A 15,575-nucleotide genomic window follows, 5' to 3' on the forward strand; every position below is an offset into this window, starting at 1 on the left:
GTCATGACGATGGAGAGACACCGCGATGCCCAGCCCACTGCACCCGGAGAAACGTCGATTTCCGCTGCACGTGCACATCAGCGTGATGTTCACTTTGCTTCTGCTGTTCACGGGCATTGTGCTGGGAGTTTTCAACTACCGGCAAACCACGCAGATCATTCTGTCCAGCAGCGAAAAACTGTTCGACCGAATAGAACAGGACGTGCGGCATGACCTGCACACGACTTACCGTCCCATTCGTCGCTTGCTGAGCCTGTTGGTGCAAAACCCCGCGATGCAGGCGACGAACCTGGAACAACGACTGGCGCTGCTAAGGCCCTTCAGCCAGTCACTCAACGACAATACAGAACTGGCATCACTCTATGCAGGCTACGCTGACGGTGACTTTTTCATGGTTCGCCCACTGCGCAGCGAAGCGCTGAAACACACCCTCAAGGCACCTGAAACTGCCGCCTTTCAAGTCTGGAGCATCGACCGTGACAGTCTCACTGGACACACTCGCTCCCAGTCCCTGTTCTACGACCCGTCACTGACCCTGATCGAGTGCCGGGACAATCCGCAGGAAACCTACGACCCACGCACTCGCGCCTGGTTCAACAGTGCAAACGCAACCCAGGAGCAAATCACCACCGAGCCGTACATTTTCTTTTCGACCCACAATATCGGCACGACCCTGGCCCGACGCAGCAGCGCCAATGCCGTGATGGGCGCCGACCTGACACTGGCCCAGCTGTCTGCGACCCTGGCCAGGCACCAGGTAACACCCGGCACCGAAATCGTCCTGTTTGATGGCGATGGTAATGCCGTCGCCTACCCCGACAGCAACAAACTGATCATCAACGATCAGAAGGCGCACCTGGCCAAGGTCAAGGACCTCAGCCCGGCGCTGGACGCCCTGTTCAAGAACACCAGCAGCGGTCAACGGCTGGAGGTAGCCAGCCGTGAATGGATCTTTGCCCGCAGTAGCATTGCCGAAGGTGGCCCGCGAGGTTTGCAACTGGCCCTGATGGTTCCCGAAGACGAGTTACTGGTGGACGCCTATCGAATGCGCTGGCAAGGCGCGTTGATTACCCTGGCCACCTTGCTGCTCTGCGTACCGCTGGGCTGGCTAACCTCCAGAATACTGGTCAAACCTTTGCGCGCACTGGTACAGGAAGCCGATGCCATTCGCAGCTTCGACTTCAACTACCCGGTCACTCGGCGCTCCCCCGTGCTGGAGGTCGACCAACTCAGCGTATCAATGGCACGTATGAAAGACACGCTGGCCAGCTTTTTCGAAATCACCGACAGCCTGTCTGCGGAAACCCGCTTCGACCCCCTCCTGCAACGGGTGCTCTTCGAAACGGTGAAGATCGGCCAGGCGCAAGCCGGCCTGATCTATCTGCGTGAGCACGATGGAAACCGGCTCGAGCCCCACGGGCTGATCATCGAGGATAAGCCTCAGGCACTCTCGGCCTTCAACATCAGCGGCTATGACCCTGACGACACCCAGCACCCTGCCTGGTTCCGGCAACTGCTGAGCCAGGACTCACTGGTCACCGTACTCGGCTTCGAACAGGCCGCCGACCTGCAAGCGGTATTGCTCGCCATGAATTGCCCGAGCGCTCACCTGATTGGCATCCGCCTGCACAATCGCCACAATGAAACCGTCGGCGCACTGGTCCTGCTGCTCACCGACACGGGCGCACACGCAGACCTGGAGAAGCTTCGACCGGACCGGATCGCATTCATCCAGGCGGTCTCGGGCGCCGCTGCCGTCAGTATCGAAAGCCAGCGCTTGCAGGCCAGGCAACAACAGCTACTGGACTCCTTCATCAAGCTGCTGGCCGGCGCGATTGACGCCAAGAGTCCCTATACCGGTGGCCACTGCCAGCGCGTCCCTGCACTGACCTTGATGCTCGCCCAGGCCGCTGCCGCGAGCCAGGCCCCGGAGTTCATGGCCTACCAGCCTACCGACGACGAGTGGGAAACCTTGCATATCGCCGCCTGGCTGCACGACTGCGGCAAAATCACCACCCCTGAATACGTGGTCGACAAAGCCACCAAGCTGGAAACCCTCAACGACCGCATCCACGAGATCCGCACGCGCTTCGAAGTCCTCAAGCGCGATGCCTGGATCGACTACTGGCATGCACTTGCCCTGGGCGGTCAGGAGCCACTCCTGAGTGAAGCACGTGATGCCAGCCTGGCCGCCCTTGATGACGATTTCGCCTTCATCGCTCGCTGCAACCTGGGGAGCGAAGCCATGGCCGATGCAGACCTGCAACGACTGCACCGCATCGCCCAGCGAACCTGGACCCGGACACTGGATGATCGACTGGGTGTTTCCTGGGAAGAGAACCACCGCCAGGCAGGCACCCCGCCCCCTGAACTCCCCGTCAGCGAGCCGCTGCTGGCGGATCGACCCGAGCATCTGTTCAAACGCAACGACGCCGAACTGATTCCGGCAGACAACCCCTGGGGATTCAAACTCGACGTGCCACCGTACAAATACAATCGCGGTGAGCTGTACAACCTGAGCATCACCAAAGGCACTCTGACCCGTGAAGAGCGCTACATCATCAATCATCACATCGTGCAGACGATCCTGATGCTCAGCCACCTGCCCTTCCCCGGGCACCTGAGTAACGTGGTGGAAATAGCCGGTGGGCACCACGAAAAAATGGATGGCACCGGCTATCCGCGACAATTCAAGCGCGAAGAGATGAGCCTGCCTGCGCGAATGATGGCGATTGCCGACATCTTCGAGGCACTGACCGCAGCGGACCGCCCCTACAAGAAGGCCAAGACCTTGAGTGAGGCCCTGGCCATCATGGCCTTCATGTGCCGCGATGCGCATATCGATCCGCAGCTGTTTGCGCTGTTCGTCAATGAGAAGATCTATCAGCAATACGCCGACAAATTCCTCGAGCCTCGGCAAATCGATACCGTTGACTCAGCGAGCCTGCTCGCCAAGGCAGGGCTAGCCAGTTGATCAGCAGTCGGTCAAGCGCAGGAAAATGGCCGCCAGCTGTTCAATGCCAGCCTGATCGTCGACGCTGAAGCGGGCAAGGGACGGGCTATCCAGGTCCAGTACGCCGATCAGACGACCGTCCTTGACCAGCGGCACCACCAATTCGCTGTTCGAGGCGCTGTCACAGGCGATATGCCCGGCGAACGCGTGTACATCCTCGACCCGTTGCGTTGTCAGGGTGGCCGCCGCCGCACCGCAAACACCACGGCCAAACGGAATCCGTACACAGGCGATCTGCCCCTGGAACGGCCCCAGGACCAACTCTTCATTGCGGTTGAGGTAGAACCCGGCCCAATTCAGATCATCGAGCTGGTTGAACACAAACGCCGAAAACTGCGCGGCATTGGCGATAAAATCACGCTCATCGGCCAGCAACGACTCCAGTTGCGCACACAGCAGGCCGTAGCCCTCCAGGCCTGCGCCAGTGTTTTGCAAATCGATCATGCCTTGTGCTCCAACAATTTGAGTCCTACCCAGTACCGGGCAAATTGATACGCGCAACGGCCGTTGCGATTACCGCGGCCGGTGGCCCAGCGCACCGCGAGGATGTCGAGCTGTTCATCACGCTGCCACTCAAGGCCGGCCTTGGCTGCCAGTTGCCCCACCCAATGCTCGACCACATCGAGAAAGTGTTCCTGGGTAAAGGGATAAAACGACAACCACAACCCAAATCGGTCCGACAGCGCGATCTTGTCCTCCACCGCCTCATTGGGGTGCAGTTCACCGTCGACCCTTTTCCAGTTTTCGTTATCGCTCTCTTTTTCCGGCACCAGGTGGCGCCGATTGGAGGTGGCATAGAGCAGCACGTTGTCCGGCGCCTGCTCCAACGAGCCGTCGAGTACGCTTTTAAGTACCCGGTAATCGCCCTCGCCCGCCTCGAACGACAGGTCATCGCAAAACAGCACAAAGCGCTGAGGCAGCCTGGCAATCTGTTCGACCACCCGGGGCAGGTCCGCCAGGTGATCGCGCTCGATCTCGATCAGGCGCAGACCGCCTTTGGCGTGCTCGGCCAACAACGCCCGCACCAGCGACGATTTGCCGGTGCCTCGCGAACCCCAGAGCAATGCATGGTTGGCAGGCATGCCATCGAGAAATTGCCGGGTGTTGCGGTTCAACTGCTCCAGCTGTTTGTCCACGCCGATCAGGTCGGACAAACACATGTCCAGGCTGACCTCGAGCGGCATTAGAAAACCGCTGCGCCCCTCACGTTGCCAGCGCGCCGCCAGGCACTGTGTCCAGTCGATGGCGGTGCGCTGCGCAGGCAGCAGAGGCTCGATACGAGCCAGAACCGCATCGGCGCGTTCAAGAAAGGCATTCAATCGAGAGTCCACGACTTCTCCTCAGGCTCGTTCACAGTAATGATGGGGACAGAAAAGTAAAAACAGCGCGCTATGCCGGAGCGTTCGGGATAATGGCGCACCCGACAGACCGCCCGAAACCCGGCAATGATCAGCTATGCTTCGCCCAGAAGGGAAACGAAAGTGGTTCAGCACCCAATGGATATCAAATTCACCAACCGCCTGTCTTACAAACAAGCCAGGCTAACTGTGCTGGTTGGTTTCATTCTCGGCATGCTGCTGAGCCTGCTGCAAATAGGCATCGATTATGCCAGTGAAGACGCCTCCATCAATCGGGAAATACTGTCGCTGCTGGAAATCAGCCACAGCCCCGCCTCACGGATCGCCTACAACATCGATGCCGAACTGGCCCAAGAGCTGACGCTCGGCCTGTTGCGCTCGCCGGCCGTGATCGGTGCGCAACTGATAGACAACAACAATACCGTGCTGGCCAACGTAGAGCGACCGCGCTCACAAAACGCCTACCGGGTGATCAGTGACTTTCTGTTTGGCGCCAATCGCCAATTCAAGGAACGCCTGTTCCTCGAACACTTGCCCAACGAATCCCTGGGCACCCTGCTACTGGAGGTCGACACTTACACCTTCGGCACCCGCTTTCTGAATCGAGCTGGAGTCACCTTGCTCAACGGTTTTTTCCGTAGCCTGATACTCAGCGGGATTCTCCTGGCATTGTTCTACGTCATGCTCACCCAGCCGCTGGTCCGGGTCATTCGCGAGCTGAGCCTGCGAGATCCACGCAGCGCGGACCAGCCGCCGCTGGACTGTCCTGCAGACCATGAAAATGACGAAATCGGCGTACTGGTCAAGGTCGCCAACCAACACATCGAGACCATGGCCGTTGAAATCCAGCAGCGACGCGCCGCGGAAAACCGGCTGACTGACTACCTCGGCCAGCTGGAACATATCGTCTCCTCGCGTACCTCCGAGTTGAAAGCCATCAACACCCGCCTGACGTCAACCAATGGGGAACTGGAAGTCGCGCGACAGACAGCGCTGGACATGGCTCAGGCACGCTCGGATTTTCTCGCCAACATGAGCCATGAAATCCGCACACCGCTCAATGGCCTGCTGGGAATGATCGCGCTGTCGCTGGACAGTCCATTGAATGCCGAGCAACGCCAGCAGCTGTCGATTGCCCACGACTCCGGCAAAGTACTGGTGGAACTGCTGAACGACATCCTGGACTTGTCGAAATTCGATGCCGGACAACTTGAACTCGAGCATATTCCCTTCGACCTCGGCTCACTGATCGAGGACACGGCCAACCTGTTGTCACAGAATGCGGCACCCAGCGTCGAGCTGACATGCCTGATCGATCCGCAATTTCCCTCCCTGGTGCTGGGCGATCCGACGCGGGTTCGCCAGATCGTCAGCAACCTGCTGTCGAACGCCCTGAAGTTCACGCGCTTCGGACGGGTGGATGTGCGCTTGAGCACCCTTGAGGATGGCGTGCGAATCGAAGTGTGCGATACCGGCATCGGTATCGCACAGGAGGCCCAGGTCAAGATTTTCCAACCCTTTACCCAGGCCGGAGCCGGTATCACCCGTCAGTTCGGTGGCACCGGGCTGGGATTGGCCCTGACTTTCAACCTGTGCAATGCCATGCAGGGTCGTCTGAGCATCAGCTCGGAATCCGGATTCGGCAGCCAGTTCTGTGCCGACCTTCCACTCCCCACACACGCGCTCGCCGCTCCCCCCGCCCCACTGACAGGCAAGGTCCTGGCCGTTACATCAACCGGTAGTGGCCTGGCCGAATTGCTGCGTAACCTGCTCCCCGGTTGGGGTCTTGCCTATGAACAGCGCACGATTGACGACCCATTGACCCGCTACACTCCCGACCTGTTGATCACCGATTGCCCAGAGTGTCTGTTTCGCTTCCGACCGGCGTTTGACGCCCCCATCCTGCTGGTTACCGCCTACGGCAACTTCATGCCAGGCGAGGAAACCGCCACCCTGGCGCCCCTGCAACAACTGGCCCGGCCCCTGGCCCGCAAAGCGCTTTACCACACACTGCGCCGCGCCTTGCAAGCTGACACGCCCTTGGTCAGCGACACGCCGACACAAGGCCTTTCACCCCGGCAGCGGGCACGAATCCTGTTGGTGGAGGACAACCCGGTCAATCAGCTCGTGGCCAAAGGCATGCTCAGCAAGCTGGGCAGCGACGTGACAGTCGCCGCACACGGGGCCGAAGCCCTCGATCAGCTGGAACTGAACCGCTTCGACCTGATACTCATGGACTGCAACATGCCCGTGATGGACGGCTATGAAGCCAGCCGGCATATCCGTCGCAGCGGTCGCTGGCCGGACCTGCCGATCGTCGCCCTGACCGCCAACGCCATGCCCGAGGAGCGTGAACGCTGTCGGGCGGCGGGCATGAACGACTACCTGGCCAAGCCCTTTCGCCGTGAAGAACTGGCCGCCTTGCTAGACCTGTGGGCACCCGCTACGAAAGCGCCTTGATCTGCCCCAGCAACTGATCGAGGCCTGCCCGCAACTCACTCAAGCGCTGCAGGTCGACGCGGCTGTCGCACAACAGCCGCGCCTTGAGGGGCCCGACCTGCTCACGCAGGGAAACACCGGCCTGCGACAGACTCAAGTGCACCTCGCGCTCATCGCGCGCCGAGCGCTGGCGCTGGACCAACTGCATCTGCTCCAGTCGCTTGAGCAACGGCGTCAGCGTCCCGGAGTCCAGCGACAAGCGTTCGCCCAGGGCCTTGACGGTTGGCTGTTCGGGGGCGCACTGCTGCCACTCCCACAACACCAGCATCACTAGGTATTGCGGGTAGGTCAGCCCCAGTTGATCGAGCATCGGCTTGTAGCCACGGATCACCGCCCGCGATGCGGCGTACAGCTTGAAGCAGAGCTGGCTGTCGAGCTCCAGCGAATCGGCTGACAGGTCGTTCATTTGAGCAGGGCTTCGATCTCGCGGGTCAGATCCTGCGGCTTGGTTGCGGGGGCGAAACGTTTGACCAGCTTGCCGTCCTGGCCGATCAGGAACTTGGTGAAGTTCCACTTGATCCCCTGAGAGCCCAGCACACCCGGTGCGCGCTTCTTCAGCTGGACAAACAACGGATGAGCATCACTGCCGTTGACGTCGATCTTTTTGAACAGCGGAAAACTCACACCAAAGTTCAACTCACAGAACTCGGAAATGGCACTCTCATCGCCCGGCTCCTGCTTGCCGAACTGATTGCACGGAAAACCGAGCACCACCAGCCCCTGGTCCTTGTAGGTCTTCCACAACGCCTCCAGACCTTTGTATTGCGGGGTGAAACCGCACTCACTGGCGGTATTGACCACCAGCACAGCTTTACCGGCGTAGTCGGCCAGGGTCTTTTGCTCACCTTTGATGGTGGTGCACGGAATGTTCAGCAGGTTGTCATTCATGGCGCGATGCTCCTTTATCCAAAGGTTGGGCAAGAGACGAACATAGCGGGCAATTAGATTGTGCGCAATTTAAATGCTTGGATACCGACCAACTGCACCGGGATCGGGCGCGCCAGCGAAGGCATGTGTGACATCGCCTTCGTCGACAATGGATCGTCGCCCGCCCCCTCCCATGCTACTGGCGAGGGACCAGGTCCAGGCACACTGAATTGATGCAGTAGCGCAAGCCGGTCGGCGGCGGGCCGTCCGGGAACACGTGCCCCAGGTGCGCATCACATTTGGCGCACACTACTTCGGTGCGGATCATGCCATGGCTGACATCGCGGATCTCGACCATGGCGCTTGCGCCGATCGGCTCATAAAAACTTGGCCAGCCGCAACCGGAGTCGAACTTGGCCTTCGCGTCGAACAATGGCTCATTGCAACAGATGCAGTGGTAAACACCGTCGGTTTTGGTGCCATTGTATTTGCCCGAGAACGGTCGTTCGGTACCCTTCAGACGGCAAACGTTGTACTGCTCCGGGTCGAGCATCGCACGCCATTCTTCCAGGGTTTTTTCGAGTTTTTCCATCGTTACACCTCGGCATATGAAAAAGCCCGATCTGTACCTTTTCCACGGATCGGGTGGCACGTATGATTGCGCCTCATTTGACGCCAGTCTGGCAGCCGCGTTACACGCACTCAAACGGATTTTGCTGCGCGCAACCCAGGTGCCAGGCTGGTGTGAGAACGCAGGATTCCCAGTACGGTAGTTCATACGACGTCTGGATCGTTCATTTTCGGGAACACATCGCCATGCAGGTCAGCAAATCGAACAAGCTCGCCAACGTCTGTTATGACATTCGCGGCCCAGTGCTCAAGCACGCCAAACGCCTGGAAGAGGAAGGCCATCGCATCCTCAAGCTGAATATCGGCAACCCGGCACCCTTTGGTTTCGAAGCACCCGATGAAATCCTCCAGGACGTGATCCGCAACCTGCCGACCGCCCAGGGCTACAGCGACTCCAAAGGCCTGTTCAGTGCGCGCAAGGCCGTCATGCAGTACTACCAGCAAAAGCAGGTGGAAGGTGTCGGCATCGAAGACATCTACCTGGGCAACGGTGTTTCCGAGCTGATCGTGATGTCGATGCAGGCCCTGCTCAACAACGGTGACGAAGTGCTGGTCCCGGCACCGGATTATCCACTGTGGACCGCCGCCGTCAGCCTGTCGGGCGGCAACCCGGTGCATTACCTGTGCGACGAGCAAGCCAACTGGTTCCCTGACCTGGCCGACATCAAGGCCAAGATCACCCCCAATACCAAAGCCCTGGTCATCATCAACCCGAACAACCCGACCGGCGCGGTGTATTCCCGCGAAGTCCTGCTGGGCATGCTGGAACTGGCACGCCAGCACAACCTGGTGGTGTTCTCGGACGAGATCTACGACAAGATCCTGTACGACGACGCCGTGCACATCTGCACCGCCTCGCTTGCACCGGACCTGCTGTGCCTGACGTTCAACGGCCTGTCCAAGTCCTACCGGGTGGCTGGCTTCCGCTCCGGCTGGATCGCCATTTCCGGCCCCAAGCACCACGCCCAGAGCTACATCGAGGGCATCGACATGCTGGCCAACATGCGCCTGTGTGCCAACGTGCCGAGCCAGCACGCCATCCAGACCGCCTTGGGCGGCTACCAGAGCATCAATGACCTGGTATTGCCTCCTGGCCGCCTGCTGGAACAACGCAACCGCACCTGGGAACTGCTCAACGACATTCCGGGCGTTAGCTGCGTCAAGCCGATGGGTGCTCTCTACGCCTTCCCGCGGATCGACCCGAAAGTCTGCCCGATCCACAACGACGAAAAATTCGTGCTCGACCTGCTGCTCTCGGAAAAACTGCTGGTGGTCCAGGGTACGGCGTTCAACTGGCCATGGCCGGATCACTTCCGTGTCGTGACCCTGCCACGGGTGGATGACCTGGACATGGCCATCGGCCGAATCGGCAACTTCCTGAAGTCCTATCGCCAATAAGCCCTGCCACGCCGAGGCGTCATTTCAATGCCCTCGGCGATCAACTCAGCAACAGATTAAACATTCTTCATCGTGACCGCGCCTTGATTGCTCGCGCAGACACCTGAGCGCGCGTTACACCCAATGATGGCGGTAGTTGCGATAGTAAATGGCAGCCGGACAGGGGCTCGAAAAAAATCAGAATCGCCCTGCAACGAACAGGAATCCGGCTGTAGGACACAGTTTGAAATAGTCACCCGGTTGAATAGCCCGGTGCATCACCTTATATACCCCGCAGTACGCTACATCTTTAGCATGAGGAGATTTCTACAACCATGATGCGCATCCTGCTGTTTTTGGCCACTAACCTGGCGGTCGTGCTGATTGCCAGCATCACCCTGAGCCTTTTCGGCTTCAACGGGTTCATGGCGGCCAACGGGGTTGATCTCAACCTCAATCAGCTGCTGATCTTCTGTGCGGTCTTTGGTTTCGCCGGCTCTCTGTTCTCGCTGTTCATCTCCAAGTGGATGGCGAAGATGAGCACCAGCACTCAAATCATCAGCCAACCGCGCACTCGCCATGAACAATGGCTGCTGCAAACCGTTGAAGAGCTGTCCCGTGAAGCCGGCATCAAGATGCCCGAAGTCGGGATTTTCCCGGCCTACGAGGCGAATGCCTTCGCCACCGGCTGGAACAAGAACGACGCACTGGTCGCGGTCAGCCAGGGCCTGCTCGAACGTTTCTCGCCCGATGAAGTGAAAGCGGTCCTGGCGCACGAAATCGGTCACGTCGCCAATGGCGACATGGTGACACTGGCCCTGATCCAGGGGGTCGTGAACACCTTCGTGATGTTCTTCGCGCGGATCATCGGCAACTTTGTCGACAAGGTGATCTTCAAGAACGAAGAAGGCCAGGGTATCGCCTACTACGTAGCGACCATCTTCGCCGAACTGGTACTGGGTTTCCTGGCCAGCTCCATCGTCATGTGGTTCTCGCGCAAGCGCGAATTCCGTGCAGACGAGGCCGGTGCCCGTCTGGCCGGCACCAGCGCGATGATCGGCGCCCTGCAGCGCCTGCGCTCGGAACAAGGCCTGCCGGTGCACATGCCGGACACCTTGAACGCCTTCGGCATCAACGGCGGCATCAAGCAAGGGCTGGCTCGCATGTTCATGAGCCACCCGCCGCTGGAAGAGCGCATTGACGCACTGCGTCGTCGCGGCTAAGTGCCACAACCACAAAAAAGGGCGACCACGGTCGCCCTTTTTTGTGCCCGCCCGCTTCAGGCGTCTGCCGTACTCAGGCGGTAAACCCGCTCGTCAAGGCGCGTGACGCCGCCCTGAAGGAACTTCCAGCTCTCACCCAGGATATCCCGCACCTCAAGAACTTCGAGCTGCCAGCGATCACCCAGCAGCGCCTGGACCTCATCATCCTTTACCGCAAAGGGCGGACCCGCCAACTGCGCCTGGTCATAGTCCATGGTAATCAGCAGGCCTTCACTGGCCGCAGGCACTATCCGCATCAGGTGGGCGACGTACTGCTCACGCATCGAGGGTGGCAAGGCAATCAATGCCGCCCGGTCATAGAGCGCCGCGCAATCCGCGGCATCGGCTGCTGTCAGTGCGAAAAAATCGCCACACCACAGCGTGACCAGCCCTGCCTCATAGACCTTGAACACGCCATGCTCGGTGATACGCGGCATCAGTTGTTGCTCAGCGAAGAAGTCTTCCACTGCCTTTTCCGACAGCTCGACGCCCAACACCCGATAGCCCTGCCCTGCCAACCACACAAGGTCCAGACTTTTCCCACATAGCGGCACCAGCACCCGCGCCTCGTCCTTTAAGTTCAGCTGTGGCCAGTAGCGCTGCAGATAAGGATTCACATCAGCCTGGTGGAAACCGATCTGATTGAGCGCCCAGCGCTTTTGCCAAAACTCCGACTGCATAAATCACCTGAAAATTCGATCAATTTGCACTAAAACTTATATTAGATTTAGATCATTGACCTGACTGAAGATGAGGTCATCTTAACCCTCAGGACACCCTTCATGCTCCCCAGCCTGTTTATCTCCCACGGTTCCCCCATGCTGGCACTGGAGCCAGGTGCCAGCGGCCCTGCATTGGCCCGCCTGGCGGCCGAGTTGCCGACACCCCGCGCCATCGTGATCGTTTCCGCGCACTGGGAAAGCCAGGACCTGCGCGTCAGCAGCGGCGAACAACCGCGCACCTGGCACGATTTCGGCGGTTTTCCCGCTGCGCTGTTCGCGGTGCAATACCCAGCACCTGGCCAGCCAGCGCTCGCGACACAGGTTGCCGACCGGCTCAAGGCCGATGGCCTGCCCGCGCAACTCGACAGCGAACGCCCGTTCGATCACGGCGTCTGGGTGCCTCTGTCACTGATGTATCCCCGCGCCGACATTCCCGTGGTGCAAGTCTCGCTCCCCAGCCGCCTTGGCCCGGCCCTGCAAACCCGCGTCGGCCATGTGTTGTCGAGTCTGCGCGAACAAGGCGTGCTGCTGATCGGTTCCGGCAGCATCACCCATAACCTGCAGGAATTGGATTGGCATGCCGGCCCCGAGAGCGTCGAACCCTGGGCCAAGGCCTTCAGGGACTGGATGATCGAAAAACTCGCTGCCAACGACGAAGCCGCGCTGCACGATTATCGCCAGCAAGCACCCCATGCAGTTCGCAGCCATCCCAGCGACGAACACTTGTTGCCGCTGTACTTCGCCCGTGGCGCCGGTGGCGATTTCAGCATCGCCCACCAGGGATTCACCCTGGGCGCACTCGGCATGGACATTTACCGCTTCGGCTAACGGCAGGCAAAAAAAATCCCCGAACCAGTCGGGGATTTTTTCATGAAGGATCAATCAGCTCGAGAGCGGATCAATCTTCGCGGTAGCGACGCAGTTTCAGCTGCTTACCGGCAACGCGAGTGTCCTTCAGCTTGGTCAGCAGACGCTCCAGACCATCTTCCGGCAACTCGACCAGGCTGAAGCTGTCACGCACCTGGATACGACCGATTGCTTCGCGAGCCAGGCCACCTTCGTTGAGGATGGCGCCCAGCAGGTTCTTGGCAGCGATACCATCACGCGCACCCAGCGCGGTACGGCAACGTGCACGACCTTCGGCCAGCGGGATCGGGGCACGACGCTCACGATCACCACGGTCCGGACGATCACCGGAACGCTCTGGACGGTCGCCACGCGGTGCATTGTTCGGCACCAGTGGACGTTCTTTCTCGATCGCGGCCAGGGTCAGCGCTTGAGCGTTGGTAGCCTTGCGCAGCAGGGCTGCGGCCAGGGCACGCGGGGTGCAACCGATGTCGGCAGTCAGACGATCCAGCAGATCACCGTGAGTCGACTCAGCATCAGCCACCAGCGGCGACAGGCTGTTGGTCAATTTCTTGATGCGAGCATCGAGAACAGCTTGTGCATCCGGCAGGCGAACTTCAGCAACCTTTTGACCGGTTACACGCTCGATCACTTGCAGCATACGGCGCTCACGAGGAGTCACCAGCAGCAGCGCGCGACCTTCGCGACCGGCACGGCCAGTACGGCCGATACGGTGAACGTAGGATTCCGGGTCGTACGGCATGTCAACGTTGAACACGTGAGTGATGCGCGGTACGTCCAGGCCACGAGCGGCAACGTCGGTCGCCACAACGATGTCCAGACGGCCATCCTTGAGGGAGTCGATCACACGCTCACGCTGGTTCTGGGCAATGTCACCGTTCAGCGCAGCGGCTTTGTAGCCTTTGGCTTCCAGGGCGCTGGCCAGGTCCAGGGTCGCTTGCTTGGTACGCACGAACATGATCAGCGCGTCGAAGTCTTCGACTTCCAGCAGGCTCAATACAGCCGAGGTCTTCTGGTCAGCGTGAACCAACAGGTGAGCCTGTTCGATCGCGGTAACGGTCTGAGTCTTGGTCTGGATCTTCACGTGCTGCGGATCGCGCAGATGGCGCTCGGCGATGGCACGGATCGACTGCGGCAGGGTAGCCGAGAACAACACGGTCTGACGGGTTGCAGGCAAGGCCTTGAAGATAACTTCGAGGTCGTCCATGAAACCCAGTTTGAGCATTTCGTCCGCTTCGTCGAGAACCAGGTGGTTCACGGTAGCCAGGACTTTTTCGTCACGACGCAGGTGGTCGCAGAGACGACCCGGAGTGGCGACAACAATCTGTGCACCATTACGGATTGCTTTCAATTGTGGGCCCATCGGCGCGCCGCCGTAGACAGCCACAACAGTTACGCCCGGCATTTGCTTGGCGTAGGTTTCGAAAGCGGTTGCAACTTGTAGCGCCAACTCACGAGTTGGGGCCAGGATCAGGGCTTGCGGTTCGCGCTTTGCAGGATCGATGCGATGCAGGATCGGCAGGGCGAACGCAGCGGTTTTACCCGTACCGGTTTGCGCCTGACCAATCATGTCGTGACCGGCCATGATGATCGGGATCGATTGCTGCTGAATAGCCGATGGCTCTTCGTAGCCAGTCGCGGTGACGGCTGCAAGAATATTCGGATTAAGATTAAAAGCGGCGAAGCCGCCGGTTTCCTGGGTCATGGGTCTGCCTCTAAGTGCATCCGCAAAGACCCATGCTCCAAAGCTGCGCATGCCGTGTTGAGACTCAAGAGTCGCCCTGGCAGCTTTGTCGGCGGGGATTTGCGAAAACGAATGAATGAAAAGAATCGTCAAGGAAGAGTCCGCTGTGCGGACGTGCAGCCGAAGCTGACTTCGGGGAATTGCGCAACCTAAACGCGGCCCGGCTAAAGGCCGGCGCGCACTATACCGGAATTTGCCAAAAAAGGGAGCTTTTTTTATCGCCAAAACCCCATGAACGCAGGAGTGTCACAGGTTTTGCGGATAATCGCGTCACGGTCTATTTTTCAAAGGCCCGGCCCTGCTGGTCACGACGCTTAAACGGTTCATCTTTCAGGCTGCGGCCTTGCGCCTGATACCCCCCTTCCCCGCCCGAGGACGTACCCCATGAATCAACCCGATTGCAGTCGTGTCAGCCGTGAACGGCGCGGTCATGTCCAGCTGATAGGGCTGGACCGGGTGGCCAAGCGCAACGCGTTCGACCTGGAACTGCTGAACGCCCTGAGCCTGGCCTATGGTGAGTTCGAGGCCGACAGCGAGGCTCGGGTCGCGGTGGTGTTTGCCCACGGCGAACACTTTACCGCCGGACTGGACCTGATGAGTGCCAGCGCCACATTGACCGGAAGCTGGAAAGTTCCGACCGGCGGTTGCGATCCCTGGGGTATTTTCATCGGACCCAGGGTCAGCAAGCCGGTGATTGTTGCGGCGCAGGGTTATTGCCTGACCATCGGTATCGAACTGATGCTGGCAGCCGATATCAACCTGTGCGCCAGCAATACACGTTTTGCGCAGATGGAAGTGCAGCGCGGTATCTTCCCCTTTGGCGGTGCCACCTTGCGCCTGCACCGGGTAGCCGGATGGGGCAACGCCATGCGCTGGTTGCTGACGGGCGACGAATTCGATGCCCACGAAGCGCTGCGCCTAGGGCTGGTGCAGGAGGTCATGGCCAGCGAAGACCTGTTGCCCCGCGCCATCGAGCTGGCAGAGCGCATTGCCCGCCAGGCACCGCTGGGCGTCCAGGCCACCTTGCAGTCGGCGCGCCAGGCCCACCTGGAAGGTGAAGCGGCGGCGGCGCTCGGCCTGCCGGCGCTGGCCAGGAAGCTACTGAACAGTGAAGACGCAAAGGAAGGCATACGATCGCTGATCGAAAAGCGCCCCGGTAACTTCAAAGGGGTTTAGTTTGGCAGTTGCCAGTCAGAGTGCTGTCGCAAGCTTGCTCGCGACAGCACTCACAGATCA

Annotated in this window: 13 protein-coding genes; 6 read left to right on the forward strand and 7 right to left on the reverse strand. The window is 59.7% G+C overall.

Annotated features, from left to right (window positions below; translation table 11 throughout):
• The first annotated feature begins 25 nt into the window (after nucleotides 1-25).
• Nucleotides 26-2,974, forward strand: coding sequence for an HD domain-containing phosphohydrolase (locus CKW29_RS15745; RefSeq protein WP_095148816.1), 2,949 nt, complete (start codon nucleotides 26-28; stop codon nucleotides 2,972-2,974).
• On the opposite strand, the gene CKW29_RS15750 is transcribed toward CKW29_RS15745, so the two are convergent.
• Both CKW29_RS15750 and CKW29_RS15755 read right to left on the reverse strand, forming a co-directional pair.
• Nucleotides 2,975-3,457 (reverse strand): GAF domain-containing protein, encoded by a 483-nt coding sequence (locus CKW29_RS15750; protein ID WP_095143856.1) that lies wholly within the window; start codon nucleotides 3,455-3,457, stop codon nucleotides 2,975-2,977.
• Nucleotides 3,454-4,344, reverse strand: a complete 891-nt coding sequence (locus CKW29_RS15755; protein ID WP_095148817.1) for an ATP-binding protein — start codon at nucleotides 4,342-4,344, stop codon at nucleotides 3,454-3,456. The genes CKW29_RS15750 and CKW29_RS15755 overlap by 4 nt, the downstream gene beginning before the upstream one ends.
• Nucleotides 4,345-4,509: 165 nt before the next feature.
• Between CKW29_RS15755 and CKW29_RS15760 the strand changes: the two genes are divergently transcribed.
• The gene (locus CKW29_RS15760; protein ID WP_095148818.1) at nucleotides 4,510-6,831 is read left to right on the forward strand and encodes a response regulator; all 2,322 of its coding nucleotides are present in this window, start codon (nucleotides 4,510-4,512) and stop codon (nucleotides 6,829-6,831) included.
• Here CKW29_RS15760 and CKW29_RS15765 read toward each other — a convergent pair.
• From CKW29_RS15765 to msrB, 3 genes are all read right to left on the reverse strand, one after another.
• Nucleotides 6,815-7,276 carry a MarR family winged helix-turn-helix transcriptional regulator gene (locus tag CKW29_RS15765; protein WP_095148819.1) on the reverse strand — a complete coding sequence of 154 codons (462 nt, stop codon included), beginning with the start codon at nucleotides 7,274-7,276 and terminating at the stop codon, nucleotides 6,815-6,817. The two genes, CKW29_RS15760 and CKW29_RS15765, sit on opposite strands and share 17 nt — an antisense overlap.
• Nucleotides 7,273-7,758 carry a glutathione peroxidase gene (locus CKW29_RS15770; RefSeq protein ID WP_095143860.1) on the reverse strand — a complete coding sequence of 162 codons (486 nt, stop codon included), beginning with the start codon at nucleotides 7,756-7,758 and terminating at the stop codon, nucleotides 7,273-7,275. Before CKW29_RS15770 ends, CKW29_RS15765 begins: the two co-directional genes overlap by 4 nt.
• Nucleotides 7,759-7,933: 175 nt before the next feature.
• Entirely contained in the window at nucleotides 7,934-8,329 is a 396-nt protein-coding gene (gene msrB / locus CKW29_RS15775) for a peptide-methionine (R)-S-oxide reductase MsrB (protein WP_095143861.1), read from the reverse strand.
• Nucleotides 8,330-8,553: 224 nt separating this feature from the next.
• On the opposite strand from msrB, the gene CKW29_RS15780 reads away from it, so the two are divergent.
• Together CKW29_RS15780 and htpX are read left to right on the forward strand one after the other, a co-directional pair.
• Nucleotides 8,554-9,765, forward strand: a complete 1,212-nt coding sequence (locus tag CKW29_RS15780; RefSeq protein WP_095143862.1) for a pyridoxal phosphate-dependent aminotransferase — start codon at nucleotides 8,554-8,556, stop codon at nucleotides 9,763-9,765.
• Nucleotides 9,766-10,079: 314 nt separating this feature from the next.
• Nucleotides 10,080-10,967 (forward strand): protease HtpX, encoded by an 888-nt coding sequence (gene htpX, locus CKW29_RS15785; protein ID WP_095143863.1) that lies wholly within the window; start codon nucleotides 10,080-10,082, stop codon nucleotides 10,965-10,967.
• A gap of 56 nt (nucleotides 10,968-11,023) precedes the next feature.
• Here htpX and CKW29_RS15790 read toward each other — a convergent pair whose 3' ends face one another.
• Nucleotides 11,024-11,686 carry a thiopurine S-methyltransferase gene (locus CKW29_RS15790; RefSeq protein WP_095143864.1) on the reverse strand — a complete coding sequence of 221 codons (663 nt, stop codon included), beginning with the start codon at nucleotides 11,684-11,686 and terminating at the stop codon, nucleotides 11,024-11,026.
• A 102-nt stretch (nucleotides 11,687-11,788) separates the two neighbouring features.
• Here CKW29_RS15790 and CKW29_RS15795 point away from each other — a divergent pair, with 102 nt between their 5' ends.
• Complete coding sequence (locus CKW29_RS15795) at nucleotides 11,789-12,556, forward strand: class III extradiol ring-cleavage dioxygenase (protein ID WP_095143865.1); 768 nt, start codon at nucleotides 11,789-11,791, stop codon at nucleotides 12,554-12,556.
• A gap of 70 nt (nucleotides 12,557-12,626) precedes the next feature.
• Here CKW29_RS15795 and CKW29_RS15800 read toward each other — a convergent pair whose 3' ends face one another.
• Nucleotides 12,627-14,300 carry a DEAD/DEAH box helicase gene (locus CKW29_RS15800; protein WP_095143866.1) on the reverse strand — a complete coding sequence of 558 codons (1,674 nt, stop codon included), beginning with the start codon at nucleotides 14,298-14,300 and terminating at the stop codon, nucleotides 12,627-12,629.
• 423 nt (nucleotides 14,301-14,723) lie between these two features.
• Between CKW29_RS15800 and CKW29_RS15805 the strand changes: the two genes are divergently transcribed.
• Entirely contained in the window at nucleotides 14,724-15,515 is a 792-nt protein-coding gene (locus tag CKW29_RS15805; protein ID WP_095148820.1) for a crotonase/enoyl-CoA hydratase family protein, read from the forward strand.
• The last annotated feature ends 60 nt before the right edge of the window (nucleotides 15,516-15,575 follow it).

Source organism: Pseudomonas sp. Irchel s3a18, assembly GCF_900187535.1.
GTDB lineage: Bacteria > Pseudomonadota > Gammaproteobacteria > Pseudomonadales > Pseudomonadaceae > Aquipseudomonas.

Bases quoted from the DNA above. Each gene is read 5' to 3' on its own strand.
- CKW29_RS15750 (WP_095143856.1), bottom strand. From the start codon at position 3,457: ATGATCGATTTGCAAAACACTGGCGCAGGCCTGGAGGGCTACGGCCTG.
- CKW29_RS15745 (WP_095148816.1), top strand. From the start codon at position 26: ATGCCCAGCCCACTGCACCCGGAGAAACGTCGATTTCCGCTGCACGTG.
- CKW29_RS15805 (WP_095148820.1), top strand. From the start codon at position 14,724: ATGAATCAACCCGATTGCAGTCGTGTCAGCCGTGAACGGCGCGGTCAT.
- CKW29_RS15780 (WP_095143862.1), top strand. From the start codon at position 8,554: ATGCAGGTCAGCAAATCGAACAAGCTCGCCAACGTCTGTTATGACATT.
- htpX (WP_095143863.1), top strand. From the start codon at position 10,080: ATGATGCGCATCCTGCTGTTTTTGGCCACTAACCTGGCGGTCGTGCTG.
- CKW29_RS15800 (WP_095143866.1), bottom strand. From the start codon at position 14,300: ATGACCCAGGAAACCGGCGGCTTCGCCGCTTTTAATCTTAATCCGAAT.
- CKW29_RS15765 (WP_095148819.1), bottom strand. From the start codon at position 7,276: ATGAACGACCTGTCAGCCGATTCGCTGGAGCTCGACAGCCAGCTCTGC.
- msrB (WP_095143861.1), bottom strand. From the start codon at position 8,329: ATGGAAAAACTCGAAAAAACCCTGGAAGAATGGCGTGCGATGCTCGAC.
- CKW29_RS15770 (WP_095143860.1), bottom strand. From the start codon at position 7,758: ATGAATGACAACCTGCTGAACATTCCGTGCACCACCATCAAAGGTGAG.
- CKW29_RS15790 (WP_095143864.1), bottom strand. From the start codon at position 11,686: ATGCAGTCGGAGTTTTGGCAAAAGCGCTGGGCGCTCAATCAGATCGGT.
- CKW29_RS15795 (WP_095143865.1), top strand. From the start codon at position 11,789: ATGCTCCCCAGCCTGTTTATCTCCCACGGTTCCCCCATGCTGGCACTG.
- CKW29_RS15760 (WP_095148818.1), top strand. From the start codon at position 4,510: ATGGATATCAAATTCACCAACCGCCTGTCTTACAAACAAGCCAGGCTA.